This is a genomic window from Anaeroglomus insulsum (genome assembly GCF_050689095.1).
Lineage (GTDB): Bacteria > Planctomycetota > Phycisphaerae > Sedimentisphaerales > Anaerohalosphaeraceae > Anaeroglomus > Anaeroglomus insulsum.
The window spans coordinates 16564-34552 of the sequence record NZ_JBOGCL010000017.1; the positions used below are offsets into that span (position 1 = coordinate 16564).

Here is a 17989-nt window from a genome sequence, read left to right on the forward strand (position 1 = left end):
CAATAAGGCCGCAAAGTGATTATGCTTTTCGGCCTTTATTTTTTGCAAGTAAAGAAGTTATATAATGTTTGGGAAAACATATGTCAGTACAGCAGCACATTCGTAACGTGGCGATTATTGCACACGTTGACCATGGCAAAACCACGCTGGTGGATCAGCTTTTATATCAGTCCGGGATGTTCCGTGACGCCGAACTGGATAAGCTGGCCGGAGGGCAGCATGGCCTGATTATGGACTCGAATCCCCTTGAACGAGAACGGGGTATTACGATCCTTTCCAAGAATTGCGCAATCAATTATACCGATCCGGATGGGGAAGAATATAAAATCAACCTCATCGACACCCCCGGTCACGCGGATTTCGGCGGCGAAGTCGAACGCGTTCTCAAGATGGCCGATGGCGTCCTGTTGCTGGTCGATGCCTTTGACGGTCCAATGCCTCAGACACGATTTGTCTTATCCAAAGCATTGTCCCATGGACTCAAACCCATTGTGGTGATTAATAAGGCCGACCGGCCCGATGCGCGTCCCAATGATGCGGTCAATGAAGTGTTCGACCTGTTTGTCTCACTCAATGCCAATGACGACGCTCTGGACTTTCCGGTCATATTTTCCTCTGGAAAGCAGGGATGGGCCACCCTGGATCTGGCAAAACCCAACTCCAATATGCAGCCGATTTTTGATGCCATCATCAATAAAATCCCTGCCCCGAAGGCCGACCCGAATGCTCCGCTTCAGATGCTGGTAACCACCCTGGATTATTCCGATTACGTCGGTCGCATAGCAATCGGACGTATTTTTGCCGGTACTGTTCACCAGGCCGATACGATTACCGTAATCGACAATACAGGAACCCATACCCAGCAGAAGATCATCCAGCTTTATGAATTTGACGGTCTGGGAAAAAAACAGACTGACCACTGTGAAGCCGGAGATATTTGTGCGATTGCAGGTCTGGATCCCATCGACATCGGCAACACGATTGCCTGCCCCGATAAACCCATGGCCCTGCCGATTATCGCCGTGGATGAGCCGACAATGAATATGACCTTTCGCGTCAATGACGGACCTTTTGCCGGACGGGATGGCAAATATGTTACCAGTCGTCAGGTCAAAGAACGTCTCGATAAGGAACTGAAAACCAATGTTGCTCTGCGTGTCGAACCCGGAACCAGTGCTGACGAATTCCTGGTTTCAGGCCGCGGACTGCTGCACCTGGGAATTCTGTTGGAAACGATGCGCCGCGAAGGCTACGAATTAACCGTCGGCAAACCGCAAGTGATTATCCGCAATATCGACGGTCTGCGTCATGAGCCCATTGAACGGCTGGTCATCGATTGCCCCATGGATTGCCAGAGTGCTGTGATGTGCCTGCTGGGAGACCGGCGCAGCGAACTGATCAGCATTGATTCCAAGAGCGGTGCTGACAATTACATCCATATGGAATTCAATATTCCTTCGCGGGGATTGTTCGGCCTGCATGCCCGACTGCTGACGGCAACCCAGGGACGTGCAATTCTGCATCATAACTTTGAAAGATACGAGCCGATGCGAGGCTCTATTCCCCAGCGGCAGGCCGGCGTCATGATTGCAACCGAAACCGGCATCGTAACCGCCTACGCCCTGGACGCCCTGTTTGACCGAGGAACGTTTTTTGTTGAGCCGGGGGACCAGGTCTATGAAGGCCAGATTGTCGGCGAACACTGCAAAGATAATGATATCCCGGTCAATGCCGTCAAAACCAAACAGTTGACCAACATGCGTGCAGCCGGCAAAGATGATAATGCCCGCGTCAAACCGCCTCGTCGTCTGAGTCTGGAGCAGGCTCTTGAATATATCCAGGAAGATGAGCTGGTGGAAATCACCCCCAAAACCATTCGCATGAGAAAACGTCTGCTCAAAGAAGCAGATCGTAAACGCGAGGCAAGAAAAAGGCAGGACTAATGCCTGCCTTAGCATCACTTTGCACAGAATACAATCCAGGGCCGGGCATGATTGTCCGGCCCGTTCTGTTTCGAGAGATTACAACACTTCGTCAATCGCTGCAGTCAATACCGACTTCTGCGTCAGCCCGACCCATTTCTTGACCATCTGGCCGTCCTTGAACAGAATAATTGTCGGGATAGCACTGATACCAAACTGAATCGCCGCCTGCCGCTGGTCATCGGTGTTCATCTTGCATATCACCGCCTTGCCTGCGTATTCATTGGCAATCTGCTCAATCACCGGCCCCAGCATCTTGCACGGCCCGCACCACGGCGCCCAGAAGTCCACCAGCACCGGCATGTCGCCATTAATCGTCGCATCAAAGGTATCATCGGTCAGCTCAATTACATTGCCCGCCATAGAGCATCCTTTCGTTCGCTAAAGTTTATGTCCATTTTCCGACCGCATTGTAACGGCCTCCTTTGGGTCTGTCAAACTCGTTTTCACTGACCGGCCGGTTTTGGCAGGCGGGGCAGGATGTCTCAACAGTGCCTAAATAATATTTTCCTTTGATTAAATTATATCTAATTATTATAAAAGGACTTACGATATGCCAGCCAGATTCTTTAACGGCCTTTTTTGACAACCGCCCAATTATACACTATATTTTAAATGTTGCCGGTGCAATAGATGGCGATTAATGCCTAACCGAACGATACCTAGGACCGTTCACAAACGGCACAGCGGGCAACAGGGAGAGCGGCCCACAACCTATTGATGCGTAAATGCGCTTGCCTCCCTACCGAAAAACATACGGCCTGTCGCGAGTCAGCCTCGCCCAGGCCGTTTTTTTTGCTGCCGTCTTAACACTCTGATCGCCTAAAGCTTAGTTATCACTTTTCCTCATAACGATACGCATTTGGTACAGTTCAATTTGGGCAAGCAGAGGTTTGCCCTGAAATCAATTCAGCCTCACGGCAGGCAAATCTTTCATTTTGAACGGCATTAAACGGCCTGTGGCCGTCGCAAAAAATCATACCCGTTGGGTACATTATTCCACCGGCGAGGGTTCAATCGCAATCACCTCATAATGATGTTCACCGCTGGGATTCTTGACCACCGCTCTTTCATTGACTGCAAGCCCATGAATCGCATCGCCTACAGGAGAAAGAATCGAAATACTGCCGTTATCGATATCCGCATCGTGGGGGCCTAACAATTGAAAAGTCATCTTCTGCTGCGTACTGAGATTCAGCAGAGTCACAACCGTCCCAAACACCGCCCGGTCGCACGGGACCTTTGTGCAATCCACAATTTCGGAGCGGTTCAACTGCGCCCGGATTTGTCCCATCCGCCCTTCCAGAAAACCGAGCTGCTGACGGCCATAAATATATTCCCCGTTTTCTTTCAGGTCGCCCTGTTCACGGGCCTCACTGACACGAATGCGGACTTCGGCAGCCTCTTTTTCGAGCTGTGCGAGTTCTTCCTTGAGTTTATTGTATCCTGTCTTTGAAATCGGCACAAGATCAAGCATTCTAACACACTCCACAAATCAAATCGTCCATTTTACAGAATTTTCTATCTTTATGCCCAGCTACGCTGCCGGACAGTATTTTGTTTGCTAAGCAATCTGCTTAACCGAGATAATCTCAATAGTCGTCGTCGGCACATCATCATAATAGCCCTTCGAGCAGGTCCTGACTGCGGCAATCTTATCGACCACATCCATCCCCTCGGTAACCTTGCCAAAGACCGCATAGCCAATCCGGTCCGGAGTCGGGCCGGTATAATCCAGAAAATCATTATCCGCATGATTGATAAAAAACTGACTGGTGGCGCTGTCCGGATTGGCAGTCCGTGCCATGGCAATGGTGCCTCGCTTATTCTTAAGGCCATTGGAGGCTTCGTTAATAATCGGGTCATTGGCCGGCTTGGGGTGCATCTTGGGCGTCAGGCCGCCGCCCTGAATCATAAAGCCTTTGATGACACGGTGAAAAATCGTTCCGTCGTAATAGCCGTCGTTGACATATTCCAGAAAATTTTTCACACTGATCGGGGCTGCCTGGGCGTCCAGTTCCAGGGCAATATCCCCCAGCGTTGTCTGCATTTTTACTTTCGGATTACTCATCTTGGTCCTTTCAGTTTTAAGCTGAATGTTTATTGTGACGGTTCAAGGCCGCACACAGATTCTTATAATAATCGACTTTTTCCGCCCCCAATAGCAGGATCGGAAACGCCGTCTTGTTATGATACAATGGTTCGTCCAAATCCACAACCCCCCCGCACAACTGGCCATCGGGGGTATCTGGGATCGGAGAAAAATCGCTCAGCATCACCCGGATTCCCAGTGAACTGGCAAACCGCATCGACTCCTCAATCCCCTGCACATCCGCCAGCGGATGGCCCAGGATTTCGTAGGCCGTAATTGCATCCAGAGGCACATCCGCCGACCGGAGCGCCTCGACGGCACCCGCCAAATCTTCACCGGCCACCTTTGCACCGGTTTGGCGCTGAAACTCGACATTGACGCTCTCGTAGCCCAGGTAAAACGACTTCATCCCCGCCGCAACCAGCCGTCGAGCGGTTTCCGGAGTCATCAGTCGGGCATGCATCGCATTAGGGGAATGCAGCATGACGCCTCCGACTCGCCGAACATAATCCAGAAACGGATATAATACCTCCTCTGGACGATACAGCAGTGCATCATCATAAAACGCCAGATGCCGCACTCCTGCTCTTCTGGCCGACTCAAAATCCGCGATTGTCTCATTGAGTCCGCGGGTCCGAAATCCGCCGCCAGCCACTGGCACATAACAGTAAGAACATCGATACGGGCAACCTCGGGTCAATGTAATCGCCGCTGTTACCGGCTCAGGATATAATTCCCACGCCGCCGACGTATCCCCCTCCGGCCGGCCAAGGCCTAACCAGTCCCACATCGGCCCTAAATCCTGGCCCGACACCACCCAGTCGGCTTCCAACCCCAGTGCATGCTTCCGGCAGGCCGTCGCATAAAAGCCGCCCAGCACAATTCGCCCGCCCGGACAGCAGCGTCTGAGGGTCTCAATGACTTCCTTAACACCCAGATACCAGTAGGTCATTACCGTTTGCACAAAAATAAAGTCAAACGGCCCCTGGACCTGCAAATACTGCTCAAAATCCTCCTGCGGCAATCCAAACCGCCGGTAATACCGCCGGATCGGCTTGAATACATCCGGCTTGGCCACGCGCTGCTCCAGAAACTTGCCCCGGCCCCAGGCATCATCCTGCAGCCCTTTGCCACGCGCCAGCGGATGCCGTCGATCCAAAAAGTCGTATATTGACAACTTTGCCCGTCCCCGCAGCATTCCCGCCACTGTCACCAGTCCCAGTGGACGCAGCCAGAAATCATACGCCGCAAAGTCATAAATCGGCGGATTCACAAACAGACATTTTGCCCTGGTATCCCGCATCGGCCTGAGTCTCTTTTGCTGTGCGCATAAAAAATCCGGACAGGAGGGTGGTCTTCCACGCCTTCTGTCCGGCCGGAGTCTTGAAATTGATACTGTTTACGCGGGATTCGAACTGAAAATCCGTGCCATCCGCTCTGATTTCTTCCGTTTCCGACGGCCTTTTTCGGAGGGCTTTTCATAGTAGCCATTCCGCTTGATGTCACGAATCAGACCTTCTTTTTCGCACATCTTTTTGAACCGCTTGATCATCTGCTGAACGGATTCACCAGTACGGGACTTCACTTTAATCATATTATGTTCGACCTTCCCTTTGCTATCGCGTAAACAATACTAAACTTATCTTCAATCTGACTGAGAGCCTTTAATTTTATTTTTATCTAAGTCCGGATGCAAGTAAATTTTTCGGCTTTTTAGCCCCGGAATTTCAAATCTCATTTTATTTTTACAAGACTTTACAGGTCGCCAATGGGGCATTCTGTTTGATATCTCCTAAATCCGGGTCAAGTTCTTACTTCGCAGTCGGCGAAGGCGGGGCAAATTCAATCGCCATCTGGGTATCAATCCATGCGGCCCGCTGAGCCAGCCAATTCTTAAGATGCTGGATTTCATAGGCCCAGCTTGATGCAGGGGCCACTTCCGGCCAGCGAGCGTAGTTGCGAACCTGAGCTTCGCTAAGCTGTGCAGCCATCGCATCAATCACCGCATGGATATTGCTGGTACTCAGTGCCCCTGCCCGCATGGCATACCATCGCTGGGCATACCGCTGGCGGAAGTCGGGGTCGTCAAACAGCTTATCCCACCACTCATAATGGAAGTAATCTGTGCCGTCCCCAGTTCCTTTCCAGGTATTATAACTGTCATCCCGGCTATCATAAGAATCCATCGACCGGTCAAAGTCCCATATCGGGCCGGCCTGAATTTTCCCCTGGCGGGATTTGTGGAAGTAGGCGCTCAGACGCAGGGCGTCCACATTCTTGGCAAACATATTCAGCAGGTTATGGTCAACCCAGCTATCCACATCGATATAATTGCTGTAATGCTGGCCCGATGGGGAATAAAGAGCATCTTCAAAGGCCTGGAAGGCATCCTTGAGATAAGTCAACTGCGCATCGGTAATATGTTCCTGTTCCGGATAGACCAGCGACAGGGCGCTGCCCATCCCCCCCTGCGAAGAGGGCTTGCCTCGCGTCGTGTACCAGCCCATCTCTCCGGATTCGAGCCAGTCATTTTTGAAGATATAGCCGCCGGCCACCTCCGGCAAACAATTATCCGAAGCATCAAGTTTTTCGACTGCCACACGGTCTTTGCCGCGTTTGATCTTCTCAATCAGTGCATAGACCCCAATATAATCGCCGGCCTCCAGAGCCCCGCCGTTGGTATTCAGGAAGACTTCGACAAAGCGTGTCCGCGGGGCGTACCGGCCGACCTGATTGCTTAACTCATAAATCAGTGAATTACGAATCATCGCCCGGTCATAATAATATGGTGCGTACAAAACCCAGTCGGAATCGGCAGGCATACCCAGAACGGCCAGCGATTTGTCCTCATCCATTTCATCCCAGAATTCAACCGCATATCCTTTTTTGGGAAATGAAGAGGAGCTGATACCCCGCACCTTAGCCCCGGCCCGGCTCAGAATCTCAGGAGGATTGTTCAAACGGCTGCGTCCATCCGCCTGAACCGCAAACACCCCTACCACCGATGGCTTAAATAGATGAGCCGTCGCAGGATTGTCATCCCCCAAAGCCCCCCCGCCGAAGTTATCAATCACCAGCAGCGGCAAATTCGAATTAAATCCCTGTACGGAGGGTGCCAGGAAGACATAATACTGGCCGGTAACAGGCCCGGCAACTTTGCCCGGCTCGACAGCTCTGGCCCGTACGACGGTTGTAGTCGTAATGGAAATGGGGCTCGTATAGCGGATTGACTGCTCAGTAGGCTCGGAATTATTGGTGGTATAGTAAATTACGGCATTGGGATTATCGACTGAAAGCGTCAATATCCGTGCTTCGGTGAATACCCCGCCGCCAATGGAAAATTTCACCTCATCCTCAACAACACCAACGAAACCGCTGGCGTTATTCTGCAGCGGTGTGGGGCTACTGAAATAACCGTATTCAAATCGATGGGAATCCCCAAACACCGTCAATCCATACGACACATCCTGATACTGCGGTGGAAAATACGGCGTAAACGCATGGGAAATACTGCCGTCGGGCCGAACCAAAGCCAGGTATTCGCCACCCTTGCTCAGCTGGAAGTTGGCATGCAGTGGACCAGCCGGATTGGCACGGTATTTGTCCGAGGCAAATACCAGCAGAAAACCATGGGCATCTATAGTAATATCAGGGAATTTCCATTTGCCGGGGTTAGCCGGATCATCGGTCAGCGACCAGCCTTTCAGATTCACCGCCGCATTCGAAAGATTTTTGATCTCGATCCAGTCCGATGCGGCTCCATCTTCATCAGTCAGGCCTTTATTATTGCTTGCCAGAAATTCGTTGATAACGACCCCAGGACCATCCTTTTGCCATTCCTGGGCAAGCCGTGCGAAATCGGACAAGTCAATCCCTCCGGTCTGATCCACATCCGCACAGAATGGTATCGTACAGGTCCCTAACCATTGCTGTGCAACAATCAGCAAATCGGCGATATCTGTTGTACAGTCGGCGTTGAAATCAGAATCTAACATCAGACAATCAAATGAGGGCAGCGCCGTTGTAAAATGCATCACACGACCGGGATATGTCTGTCCGTCGGCAACCACATCCACACGCCAGTAATAAACAGCCCCTTTTTTCAAAAGGCCGGGAGAAAAGGTCTGAGCAGACTGACTTGCAGCCAGGACGGAGCTGTCACCAGCAGCCACAGCAGATTGCTGTTGACCCAAATAAATGGTATAAGTCACCTCTGACAGCGACCCGCTCAAGTGCCACGTTAACTCCGTATCAACGGCCACCTCAACGGCCCCGTTGGCTGGATATGCCTGGGTGATTGCGGGACCTGCAATATCCGTAAAGGAATTGGAAACAACCAGATCATCCCACAAGCTTTGCGATCCCCCTGCCAAACGGACCGATGTGCTCCAGTTGCTGCCGGTATAAGCGAGGGTTACATCGGCAGAATTATCGGCGGAACCATGGTCATAATCACTGCTATCCGGATTAACCCACAAACGAAGCTGATCGCCATCAAAATCCACTGCCGACACCAGCCGATAAGTCTGCCCCACAATCACCGGGATGGTACTTAACGCCCTGCCCGATCCGGAGATTTCGATACCGAAAAATTGCGAACCGCTGGGCCGACCAAAAAAGATACGCTCGGAGCCGAAGTCATAACTGCTGAAACCGCACCAGGGATTTTCGGTCAGCTCAGTCACCGTGACCCCGTAATACACCGTGCCCGCCCCACGAAATGCCCCCAGCCGCTCATCGGTGCCCTCCTCTGACCCTTCCGTCGGGCCATTGTATTCACGGCGTGCCCCACTGGAATTGATAAACAAGGCTTTATTCTGAACCATGGGAGTGCCAAAGACCGCATTCCAGTTGGAAGCCGTCTCAGTATGGAGGCCGGAGGTATTGTTCCAATCCCAATACTGGCCCCCCGCCTGGCCGGCAATATTACCATCACTGTAATTAAATTCTTCGATGCCAAGAATGTCGGCATGGGAAATTATGCCGAAAAACAACACCCAAACCACGCAGAACATCAGTCTTTTCATCATGATTCCTCAGATGCAGGCAAAAGGGTCTTTCTGCACTCATTTATTGTCATTTCGCTACTTGAGATTGCCCCAAACAATCTATGAATTATACCCACTATATCTGAATATCAGGCACCTGGACACTAATTATGGGGAGCAGGTCAAGAGCATTCACGGCCATATCCTCTATAACTTAATGACAGATTGGCACCATTTTGCACAGAAATAGAGAATTCGACTCGTCTATCAAGCAAATATGTATGTAGCCTGCATCAGGCATTTCATACTTGTTGATTTCGATTCAATATGTCGCATACGAACAAATTACCTATTTCAACCTTGGGTTAGTTTTTGAAACGACTTTTTTGATAATCGGCACAGAATACAGCTATTCTAAATCTATTTCCTCTTTTATATAAACAAAAAAAAGACGGTTATCTGCCAGTATTTGGTTTCATATTTGTGTTTGGCTTTTCCTTTGAACACAACACTTTTCTCATAATAAATACCCATACCATTACATCAGCTTCGCTAAAGCACCGGCAAGCAAAGCTCGGCCTATTGTTTGTTTTCAAGCGAATTCAGGAATGCAGCAATTCGATCAATTACCCCCTGTCGATTGGGGATTCGAGGTTTGGGGACAAAGGTCTTCAGGAGTTTGATTTTCTCAATCAGTTCATTCTCATCGTATGCAGCAAGAATATGTCCCATTTCTTCAAATTTCTTAGCCGTGTCAACTTGGTGATTATTGACCACTTCACCGTATTTTCTAAGACGAGGAAGCACTAACAGGGGCTTCTGAGCCTTGATCGCAAGGGCAATATTACCCATTCCAGCATGACTGATGATCGCATTGCAAGATTGAAAGACGCGGTCAAATTCTTCTTTACCCAGATTGACGACATACTTCATCGCTACAGGTTTATAATCGCCGGGACCGATCTGAGCAAAGACTTCATCCTCGATAATCTTCTTTAAAATTGCTTCATCGACCGCCCTGACAAGACGATCAAAACCAAATTGTGTCCCTACAGGGAGAAATATCATGCTCCTTGTGACCTCATAAATTATCTATAACGGAAAAATTCAGTCCCATCTCTTTTGCCGTTTTGATTATGCAGTTGAGGGACTCAAGCACATATTCATCCGTCTGATTGTTCGTTCTGTCAAAATCATGAAACAAGACAATACCCCCCTTTTCCTGCTTGATTTTCTGTGCGGCATAATCAACGTTTCGTTTATTATTTACCCTAGTATCCAAAGAATCAACCGTCCAAAATATTATTGGGGTTCGATGCCATAATAAATATAAAAGAGATAATAAATTCATTTTGCCATAAGGCGGACGATAAGGAAATTTCTTATTTTCTGTTGATATCACATTATTAATAATTTTCCAACCTTGTTTAATATCACTCACTGCTTTCCAAGGCAGGTCCTTCCATGCATGGTAATGAGAATGACTATGGGAGGCAATCAAATGTCCATGATTAACAATAGTCTTAACGAGACTCTCTCTTTCAACAATATTTCTGCCTAAAAGGAAAAAGGTGGCTTTTATACTATTCTCTTCTAATATTTTTAAAATCTTAGGCGTCAGTCGACTTCCCGGTCCATCATCAAAAGTTAAATAGATACATTTACTGTGTACAGCCTTTGCCCGTTGTTGAAATCGCAATATCCGCCCAATTATCCAGGGTAATTGGATATATAGAACTACGATAACACTGGCAATCAATAATAAGTAACAGACAAGGCTCATAGTACTTCGCCTGCATACTCTACATTGGGGTATTTAGCGGCAACATTCGGCCATTGACTGAGGATTAAATCCGCAAAGGGGCGAATCATTCGACCGCTCATGGAAAGCTTGTTGGCGTTTGCGATACTATCCAACCAGATCACTTTAGCCCCGAATAGCTTGCCCCAAAAGCACATTAAAAAACCAGGGGCTGCACCGGTACTCAAGATGACATCAGGTCTTTCTTTTAAAATAATTCTCAGGCACTTAAACAGAACCGCCAAAGTCTGAATGGGATGTTCGCGATTGCATTCGCCCACGATATAAGTTTTACCATACAGCTCAAGCTTTTGTTTGACCATTTGGCCAGTCGAGACGTAAAATGTCTCATGTTCTTGCCAAAGAGCACAAAGGGATAGTAACTGACTCAAATGACCACCGGCTGAAGCCACAAGACCAATTTTATACTGTTTTGTGTTAATCGATGACATTTTTATCTTTTTGTATAAAAATATCCCACCATAAGGCCAAGCCCAATAAAGTCCAAATCGGCAGGAAATAATTTTTTTTCATACGGCAATGATCATCCAATAGTTGTCTCACGAAAGTCTTTGAAAAGATGGCTTCAGGAAGAGAGTGATTATTACATATTGTATCATAACACAACTCTTTTAAGCGACCTCTGAACCACTGATCTAACGGCACTGCAAATCCAACTTTTTTTCGATATATAATTTGAGGAGGAAGGTATTTTTCGGCTATTTTTTTAATTAGCCATTTTCGCTTCATGCCATTGACTTTGTATCTACCTGGAATACTAAAGACATATTCAACTAACTCATGGTCCAGAAAAGGAACACGGCCTTCCACCGATGCCCCCATGGTCATTCTGTCACCGCGATCCAAAAGATTTTCTGGCAACCATAACTTGCAATCGGTATATAACATGGCATCTATGTTTTCACATTCATTTGATTTGTCGACATATTCCCGAGTTGGATTGTCAAGAGCACCATCTACCCTTAGTAGTTGCTTTTTCTGTTCAGGGGTAAATGGGGAAAACCATTGTGCCCAACGGTCTTCTCTGGTTTGAATACGAAGACTTCGGAGTGCCGTTTCAGCCCTACGGAACTTTTCGGGGAGAGCTGCCCCAACTGCGTCTATGCAAGAGCCTGGAATATACTTTAGCCAATTCGCGAAATGATCGTAAGCATATTTGGGATAACCTCCAAATATTTCATCACTGCCTTCACCCGAAAGTAAAACTTTAACATCCTGACAAGCCATCTTAGACAGTAGATATAAGGGAATATCTGCCGGTTCACTCAGGGGGGCATCACGAATCCACGTCAGATGCCGGAGGTAGTCACTGAAAACCGTTTCCTGCAATACTAATTCATGATGATCGGTTTGATATTTTTGAGCAACTATTTTTGCATAAGGCAACTCAGAGGATACAAAGTTTTCAAACCCAACAGAATAGGTCTTAACTGGAATATTAGTGATCTTACTCATTATCGCCACGATAAGACTGGAATCTACCCCCCCACTCAAAAATGCCCCCAACGGCACATCACTTATCAGTCTCCGCTTTATTGATGTGATCAGTCTCTGCTCGACCTGTTGGTAAATATCATTCAAACTGGTAATACATATTGATTTTTTCTTTTCTTTAGAAATCAAGGGTATGTCCCAGTACTGTTCAACTTTCCAGCCAGAATGATTAACAACTAGACTATATCCAGGACGAAGTTTATAGATGCCTTTGAACAGTGTATCAGGGGCTCCCACTGACCGATATGTTAAATACTGAGATAATACTTTTTGATTGACTAACGGTTGAATACCCGGAACTTGGAAAAACGCTTTAGGTTCAGAAGCAAAATAAAAGGAATCCTTCCTCGGTACATAATACAATGGTTTGATTCCCAGCCTGTCTCGGGCCAGAAATAATTCCTGTTTCCTGGAATCCCAAATGGCAAAAGCGAACATTCCAATAAGACGATTCACCATATTATTGCCATATTCTTCATAAAGATGAACCAATGTTTCCGTATCTCCATGTGTCTTTAAAACATGCCCTTTGGACAAAAGTTCACTTCGTAAATCCTGATAGTTATATATCTCACCATTAAATGTAACCCAGATGGAACCGTCTTCATTCGACAAAGGCTGCTTACTTCCCTCAACATCAATGATACTCAGCCGCTTATGGCCGAGACATACATAATCCGATTCATAAATACCATCTCCATCTGGCCCACGATGTTGAAGACAATCGATCATTCTTCGAACAACCCGGGAATCCGTTTTTTTAGAGATATAGTTTATATAGCCTGCAATTCCGCACATATATAATCCATAAGTTAATAGGGCTTCCAAAATGTCTTGTTCATACAAAAGCTAATCAGTCGTCTAAGTTGCTCTTTTCTTAAATACAGCTGGGCCTCTACAGGGAGCTGCCTGTGTTCCTGTTTTAAAAAGCCGTACAAATATCCCGATAGACGCATCAATCCCGAAATAATATATGGTTTTTCCCATATACATCTTTTACATGCTTTGACCAGCATAAATAAAGGGTGAGTTCCCAGGCAATAATCTGTCAAACCAAGACGAAATCGCGCCTTTAATAATGAGCGGCCATCGCCTGTGCCAACAGGACGATTGTGAAAGACTTTAATTTCAGGAAAAGACCATGTTTGCCAGCCATTCATCCTGGCAATAATTTCCATACCAGAGTCCTCTCCTCCATTTTTAAAGGGAATGTATCCGCCACATTGCTCATAACATTTGCGTCGAAACACCTGAATAGCTTTTGGAGTTGAGCGACGATCAATACGGGCTTCAACCCAGCTATCACCTTCTTTTTCCAGATAGGTGCCAGTTGCTATCCCTAATTCTCGATATTTTTGGAACTTTGCTAATATAACTTCATAATATTCGGGAACCAATGTAATGTCAGCATCCAAAATGGCAATGAAATCATAATCGATATGAGAGGCGTGTTTTAAGCCTTCCTGAATGGCATAGACATTACTGGCATAGTAACTCTGGCCAGCTATTTTGGAGCGGAATACATATTTTATCCAATCATATTCTTTGGCATATAACTGAACAATATTGGCTGTATTATCCATTGATCCATCATCCACAATAATCCAAACAATCGGCTTGCATGTTTGAGACAGAACGCTTTTAATGGTATTCTCGATATACTTCCCCTCATTAAAAGCCGGCGTAATAATGAGATATCTATTTTGCATTAATATTCCCACTAATTATCGTCCGGCTCCCACCCAAATAGGCATTAGTCATGCCAATAGCTTTTTGCCGCTGCGATGGAATCGGCAACATCGCCAGCCAAAAGGGGATTCGAACCATATAAAACAATAATGTCAACATGCAGCCCAAGAGATAACTCAAATAACCTCGATTTTTTCGGATAAAGTACAATATAGATTTTCGAAGTTCAATATTCATTTGTACTTTGACAATTTTGGAACTCTGACCACCCAGATGGATAATCTGGGCATTTGGGGTAAATAGCAACCTCCACCCTGCTTTTTTAAATCGATAGCACCAATCGGTCTCCTCAGCGTACATAAAAAACGATTCATCCATCATCCCTACTTGCTCAATCGCCTTTCTTCTAACCAGCATGAAACAGCCGGTTACGACCTCTACCTCGCGAACATCATCACGATCCCACCAGGTCATCCGTTCCCTGCCGAAGAAACGACTGCGTGGAAATATTTTGTAGAGATATGTACTCGATAAAAATAGATTCAACAGTGATGGATACATAAAACATGTTGGTTGTAAAGACCCATCTGGATTAAGCACCTTGCATCCTACCACAGCTGCATCTGGATGCTGCTCTGCAAAAGCAAGGGTTTTCTGAATCGCCCCATCCAAAACAATCGTATCACTATTGAGCAATAAGACATATCGCCCCCTGGCAATCTGCATCCCCTGGTTATTGGCCGCGGCAAAGCCACGATTTTCATCATTTTCAATCAAAACCACTTGAGGAAATTCTGACTTGATCATTTGTACAGAATTATCTGAAGAGGCATTATCAATAACAATAACCTCAAAAGAAAGACCTGAAGTCTGTATATATACAGATTTTAGGCAATCTCTGAGAATGTCTCGTGTGTTCCAATTTACAACTATTATAGACACATCCATGAGTTTATTCATTTCAGTAATTGATTTTCAATAATATACTGTGCCAGACCTTTGCCAACAATATCGCAGCCTAACGGCGTAAAGTGACCGTGGCCTTTCTCCCAATATATCTTTTCTCCTTTATATTGCAAAAAGCCGTCTATGGGACTGTATATATTAAATATCAATTTAGCCTGATCAATAGGCAAAGGAAAATTTGAATAAAATACCTCTCTATCCTTTCTGACAGGAATATCCAGTAATAAAAATTGTGCATGGTTTTCTTCACTTGTTTTTTTAATTTCCTTTAAAAGCAATAAGGTCAATTCTTTAGCATAAATATCAGCTCGTTTCTCAGTATCATTTGATTTGATATTAATCTGCTGCTTTCTCTTAATGTTTGTAAGCCACTCCTTTGTCTTGCTCCCTGCTATTTCACGAAAGAAAGAATATAAATTGCTATATTGTTCGAGAAATGCGTATCCAGGTATTTTATCAAGCTTTTCTCTGATTTCTACGGCCGGCAGATAGGTTTCATTTTTACGATACAAAAGATTATCATTCAGGCCATATAGAGCCGAGCGTACGTTGTCATCATAATCTGTAGTATGCCATGCCAGCAACACTAAATCAGGATGATATTTCAGCCCTTCATTCTGCAATACAAGCAACTCTTCGGCATTTCCATGTCCTGAGGTTGAAAGATTGACCACTTCAGCATGTATTCCATATTGGTCCTTGAGGTAGTACTCCAAACGTGTGCTGAACATATCCTTATAATCAACTTCATAGCCCATCCCAAACGAATCTCCCAAAAGTACTATCCGTTTGATCGCTTGAGGTTTTTCATAGGGTATTTCTCGATCTGATCGAATTCCTTTGGAATTTGTATGCAGTTTAACCTTATATTCTTCACCAATATGCCAATAGGTCTTATTAGGGGCATTGCCTCTGATTCCATAGTAAGTGGCACAGACATGACGCGGGATCATCGGCTGTGGAGCAAAGAGACGCAAAAATACCTCAGCACCAATCAAACAATATACAACACCCACTATGAATTTAGTATACATCTTTTTGCCCACAATAATTTAGAATGCAAAATAGATAAATTCCTGGGCTTTTCTTGGTGATAAGACCAGAATAGACATGACCACGAATAACCAAATATTCAACCGTAAAAACCATGGAGAATCCGTCAAAGGATTTAATGACTTGTATTTTGCTTGAGCTAATTGGAACAGCATCAAGAACCATCCATAGAACCCGATTTTTCTAAGACATTCTGCAGCTTCAGTCGACCATGAAAAAGATGTCCCAATAGACTTCAAAAACAGGCTTACCGTTGTCATATTCTGTGCGCGGAATAAAAGCCATCCAAAACATACTAAATGGAACATGATAACCATGTAAATAATATTCATTGGGAATCGAGCCTTTTCCGTTAGTTCATTTAGACCCAATACACGGTATAACACCAGTATAAGGCCATGAAAGGCTCCCCACAAAACAAACGTCCAGGCGGCACCATGCCATAAACCGCCAAGCACCATGGTTAAAATCAGATTCCTGTACGTACACCATGTCCCACCTCGGCTCCCCCCCAGTGGAATATATAAATAATCTCTCAACCAGCTGGATAAGCTAATATGCCACCTCCGCCAGAAATCGGAGGGATTTACAGCAATATACGGCAAATTGAAATTGAGCATAATATCAAAGCCCATTAACTTGGCAACACCACGTGCAATATCGGTATAACCTGAAAAATCACAATATATTTGAATCGCAAAAGCATAGATCGCAAGCAGACATCGCACGCCGTCTTCCGGAACAGTCGTCAACTGCATACTATCATAGGGACCAAACACGCTATTCACCACAAGTGCAATATTATCTGCAACAACGACCTTTTTATATAGGCCCCAAAAAATGAGCCACAGCCCCTCACGGCATTCATCCCACTGGATGATTCTCGGCCTTTGAAACTGGGGCAACAAATGAGCTCCCCGCTCAATTGGGCCAGCAACGAGTTGAGGAAAATAGGAGATATAAACCGCAAGTTCCAGTAAAGAATCAGAGGCTTTTATCTGTCCACGATATACATCAACTGTATGACTCAGAGCCTGGAAAGTAAAGAACGAAATACCAACAGGCAGAACAATCCGATACGTCCACTGTCCTATTTCGAATCCAAAATAATTAAAGACAGTTATAAGGTTATCCGCAAAAAAATTAAAATACTTAAATACTCCCAAAATTGCAAGATTCAGAAAGACGCAGACAAACATATAAAAACGACGCGTCGCCCACTTGGAGCGAAGGATTGGTGGACCAACAATTGAAAGAACAATCGAGACTATTAATGTCAGATTAAATACCCACCAGCTTTTAATCGATAGCGGCAACAGTGCATTCCAGTCAATGTCAATAACAGGCTTCAAGCCATTCAGATACCACGAAACCGCATCCCATTGAACCGTGACACAAAAAAAAGCCGCGGCAAGAAGAAAAGCAAAAGCCTTGATAAATTGTTTGGCGGTTAGCCTCCCCCTGTCCACCAACAGGGATGTCAGATAATCAATCACTGTTGCCAAAATAATCAAATAAAGAAAACGAACATCCCACCAGCCATAAAAGATGTAACTGGCAACAAACAATAAGATATTCTGCCAATGATATTTTTTATATAATAAAAGGTATATAGAATATACGATAACAAAAAATATGAAAAAGGCAACACTATTAAATAACATAACCATTCAATCCTATTGACTTTTGAATAAATCACTTAATGTCTCATAGAGATATTTTGTATGTTTGAAAACGAATGCAACAACGACTATTGAGAACGGCTTTTCCGCAGCGACTTGCCGACCGCCCGGCGAAGATGCAGGTATCTTGTGGAATCTATTGGTTCTTGAATAATTAAACGAAAGACTCATGTTTTTAGAAGCCATTTCATAACCTCCTGAGGGTAATGATGAGGCACGCA

Annotated in this window: 16 protein-coding genes; 1 reads left to right on the top strand and 15 read right to left on the bottom strand. The window is 45.8% G+C overall.

The features are described from left to right. Window positions 1-80 precede the first annotated feature (80 nt). Window positions 81-1943, top strand: coding sequence for a translational GTPase TypA (gene typA / locus ACQ9LF_RS12690; RefSeq protein ID WP_462489784.1), 1863 nt, complete (start codon window positions 81-83; stop codon window positions 1941-1943). A gap of 78 nt (window positions 1944-2021) precedes the next feature. Here the strand turns inward: typA and trxA are convergent, their stop codons facing one another. The 15 genes from trxA to ACQ9LF_RS12765 form a co-directional block, all read right to left on the bottom strand. Continuing rightward, entirely contained in the window at window positions 2022-2345 is a 324-nt protein-coding gene (gene trxA / locus ACQ9LF_RS12695; protein ID WP_462489785.1) for a thioredoxin, read from the bottom strand. Between the two features lie 631 nt (window positions 2346-2976). Then, on the bottom strand, window positions 2977-3459 hold the full coding sequence (locus ACQ9LF_RS12700) for a GreA/GreB family elongation factor (protein ID WP_462489786.1): 483 nt from the start codon (window positions 3457-3459) through the stop codon (window positions 2977-2979). Window positions 3460-3546: 87 nt separating this feature from the next. Beyond that, entirely contained in the window at window positions 3547-4053 is a 507-nt protein-coding gene (locus ACQ9LF_RS12705; RefSeq protein WP_462489787.1) for a peptidylprolyl isomerase, read from the bottom strand. A gap of 16 nt (window positions 4054-4069) precedes the next feature. Continuing rightward, window positions 4070-5377, bottom strand: coding sequence for a B12-binding domain-containing radical SAM protein (locus ACQ9LF_RS12710; protein ID WP_462489788.1), 1308 nt, complete (start codon window positions 5375-5377; stop codon window positions 4070-4072). Window positions 5378-5473: 96 nt separating this feature from the next. After that, on the bottom strand, window positions 5474-5668 hold the full coding sequence (gene rpsU, locus ACQ9LF_RS12715) for a 30S ribosomal protein S21 (RefSeq protein WP_462489789.1): 195 nt from the start codon (window positions 5666-5668) through the stop codon (window positions 5474-5476). Between the two features lie 217 nt (window positions 5669-5885). Continuing rightward, a complete protein-coding gene (locus ACQ9LF_RS12720) occupies window positions 5886-9104 on the bottom strand; it encodes a CotH kinase family protein (RefSeq protein ID WP_462489790.1) in 3219 nt (1072 codons plus the stop codon). A 537-nt stretch (window positions 9105-9641) separates the two neighbouring features. Further along, on the bottom strand, window positions 9642-10130 hold the full coding sequence (locus ACQ9LF_RS12725) for a glycosyltransferase (protein WP_462489791.1): 489 nt from the start codon (window positions 10128-10130) through the stop codon (window positions 9642-9644). Window positions 10131-10143: 13 nt separating this feature from the next. Continuing rightward, the gene (locus tag ACQ9LF_RS12730; protein WP_462489792.1) at window positions 10144-10845 is read right to left on the bottom strand and encodes a polysaccharide deacetylase family protein; all 702 of its coding nucleotides are present in this window, start codon (window positions 10843-10845) and stop codon (window positions 10144-10146) included. Then, on the bottom strand, window positions 10842-11315 hold the full coding sequence (pssD, locus tag ACQ9LF_RS12735; RefSeq protein WP_462489793.1) for a PssD/Cps14F family polysaccharide biosynthesis glycosyltransferase: 474 nt from the start codon (window positions 11313-11315) through the stop codon (window positions 10842-10844). Before pssD ends, ACQ9LF_RS12730 begins: the two co-directional genes overlap by 4 nt. Then, a complete protein-coding gene (gene asnB / locus ACQ9LF_RS12740; RefSeq protein ID WP_462489794.1) occupies window positions 11302-13176 on the bottom strand; it encodes an asparagine synthase (glutamine-hydrolyzing) in 1875 nt (624 codons plus the stop codon). The genes pssD and asnB overlap by 14 nt, the downstream gene beginning before the upstream one ends. A 14-nt stretch (window positions 13177-13190) precedes the next feature. Further along, complete coding sequence (locus ACQ9LF_RS12745) at window positions 13191-14087, bottom strand: glycosyltransferase family 2 protein (protein ID WP_462489795.1); 897 nt, start codon at window positions 14085-14087, stop codon at window positions 13191-13193. After that, window positions 14077-15027 (bottom strand): glycosyltransferase family 2 protein, encoded by a 951-nt coding sequence (locus ACQ9LF_RS12750; protein ID WP_462489796.1) that lies wholly within the window; start codon window positions 15025-15027, stop codon window positions 14077-14079. Before ACQ9LF_RS12750 ends, ACQ9LF_RS12745 begins: the two co-directional genes overlap by 11 nt. Next, window positions 15024-16067, bottom strand: a complete 1044-nt coding sequence (locus ACQ9LF_RS12755; RefSeq protein WP_462489797.1) for a hypothetical protein — start codon at window positions 16065-16067, stop codon at window positions 15024-15026. Before ACQ9LF_RS12755 ends, ACQ9LF_RS12750 begins: the two co-directional genes overlap by 4 nt. Window positions 16068-16085: 18 nt before the next feature. Then, window positions 16086-17750, bottom strand: coding sequence for an MBOAT family O-acyltransferase (locus tag ACQ9LF_RS12760; RefSeq protein ID WP_462489798.1), 1665 nt, complete (start codon window positions 17748-17750; stop codon window positions 16086-16088). 12 nt (window positions 17751-17762) lie between these two features. Continuing rightward, window positions 17763-17989 (bottom strand): hypothetical protein (locus tag ACQ9LF_RS12765; RefSeq protein WP_462489799.1); only part of this gene is annotated, 227 nt, incomplete at its 5' end.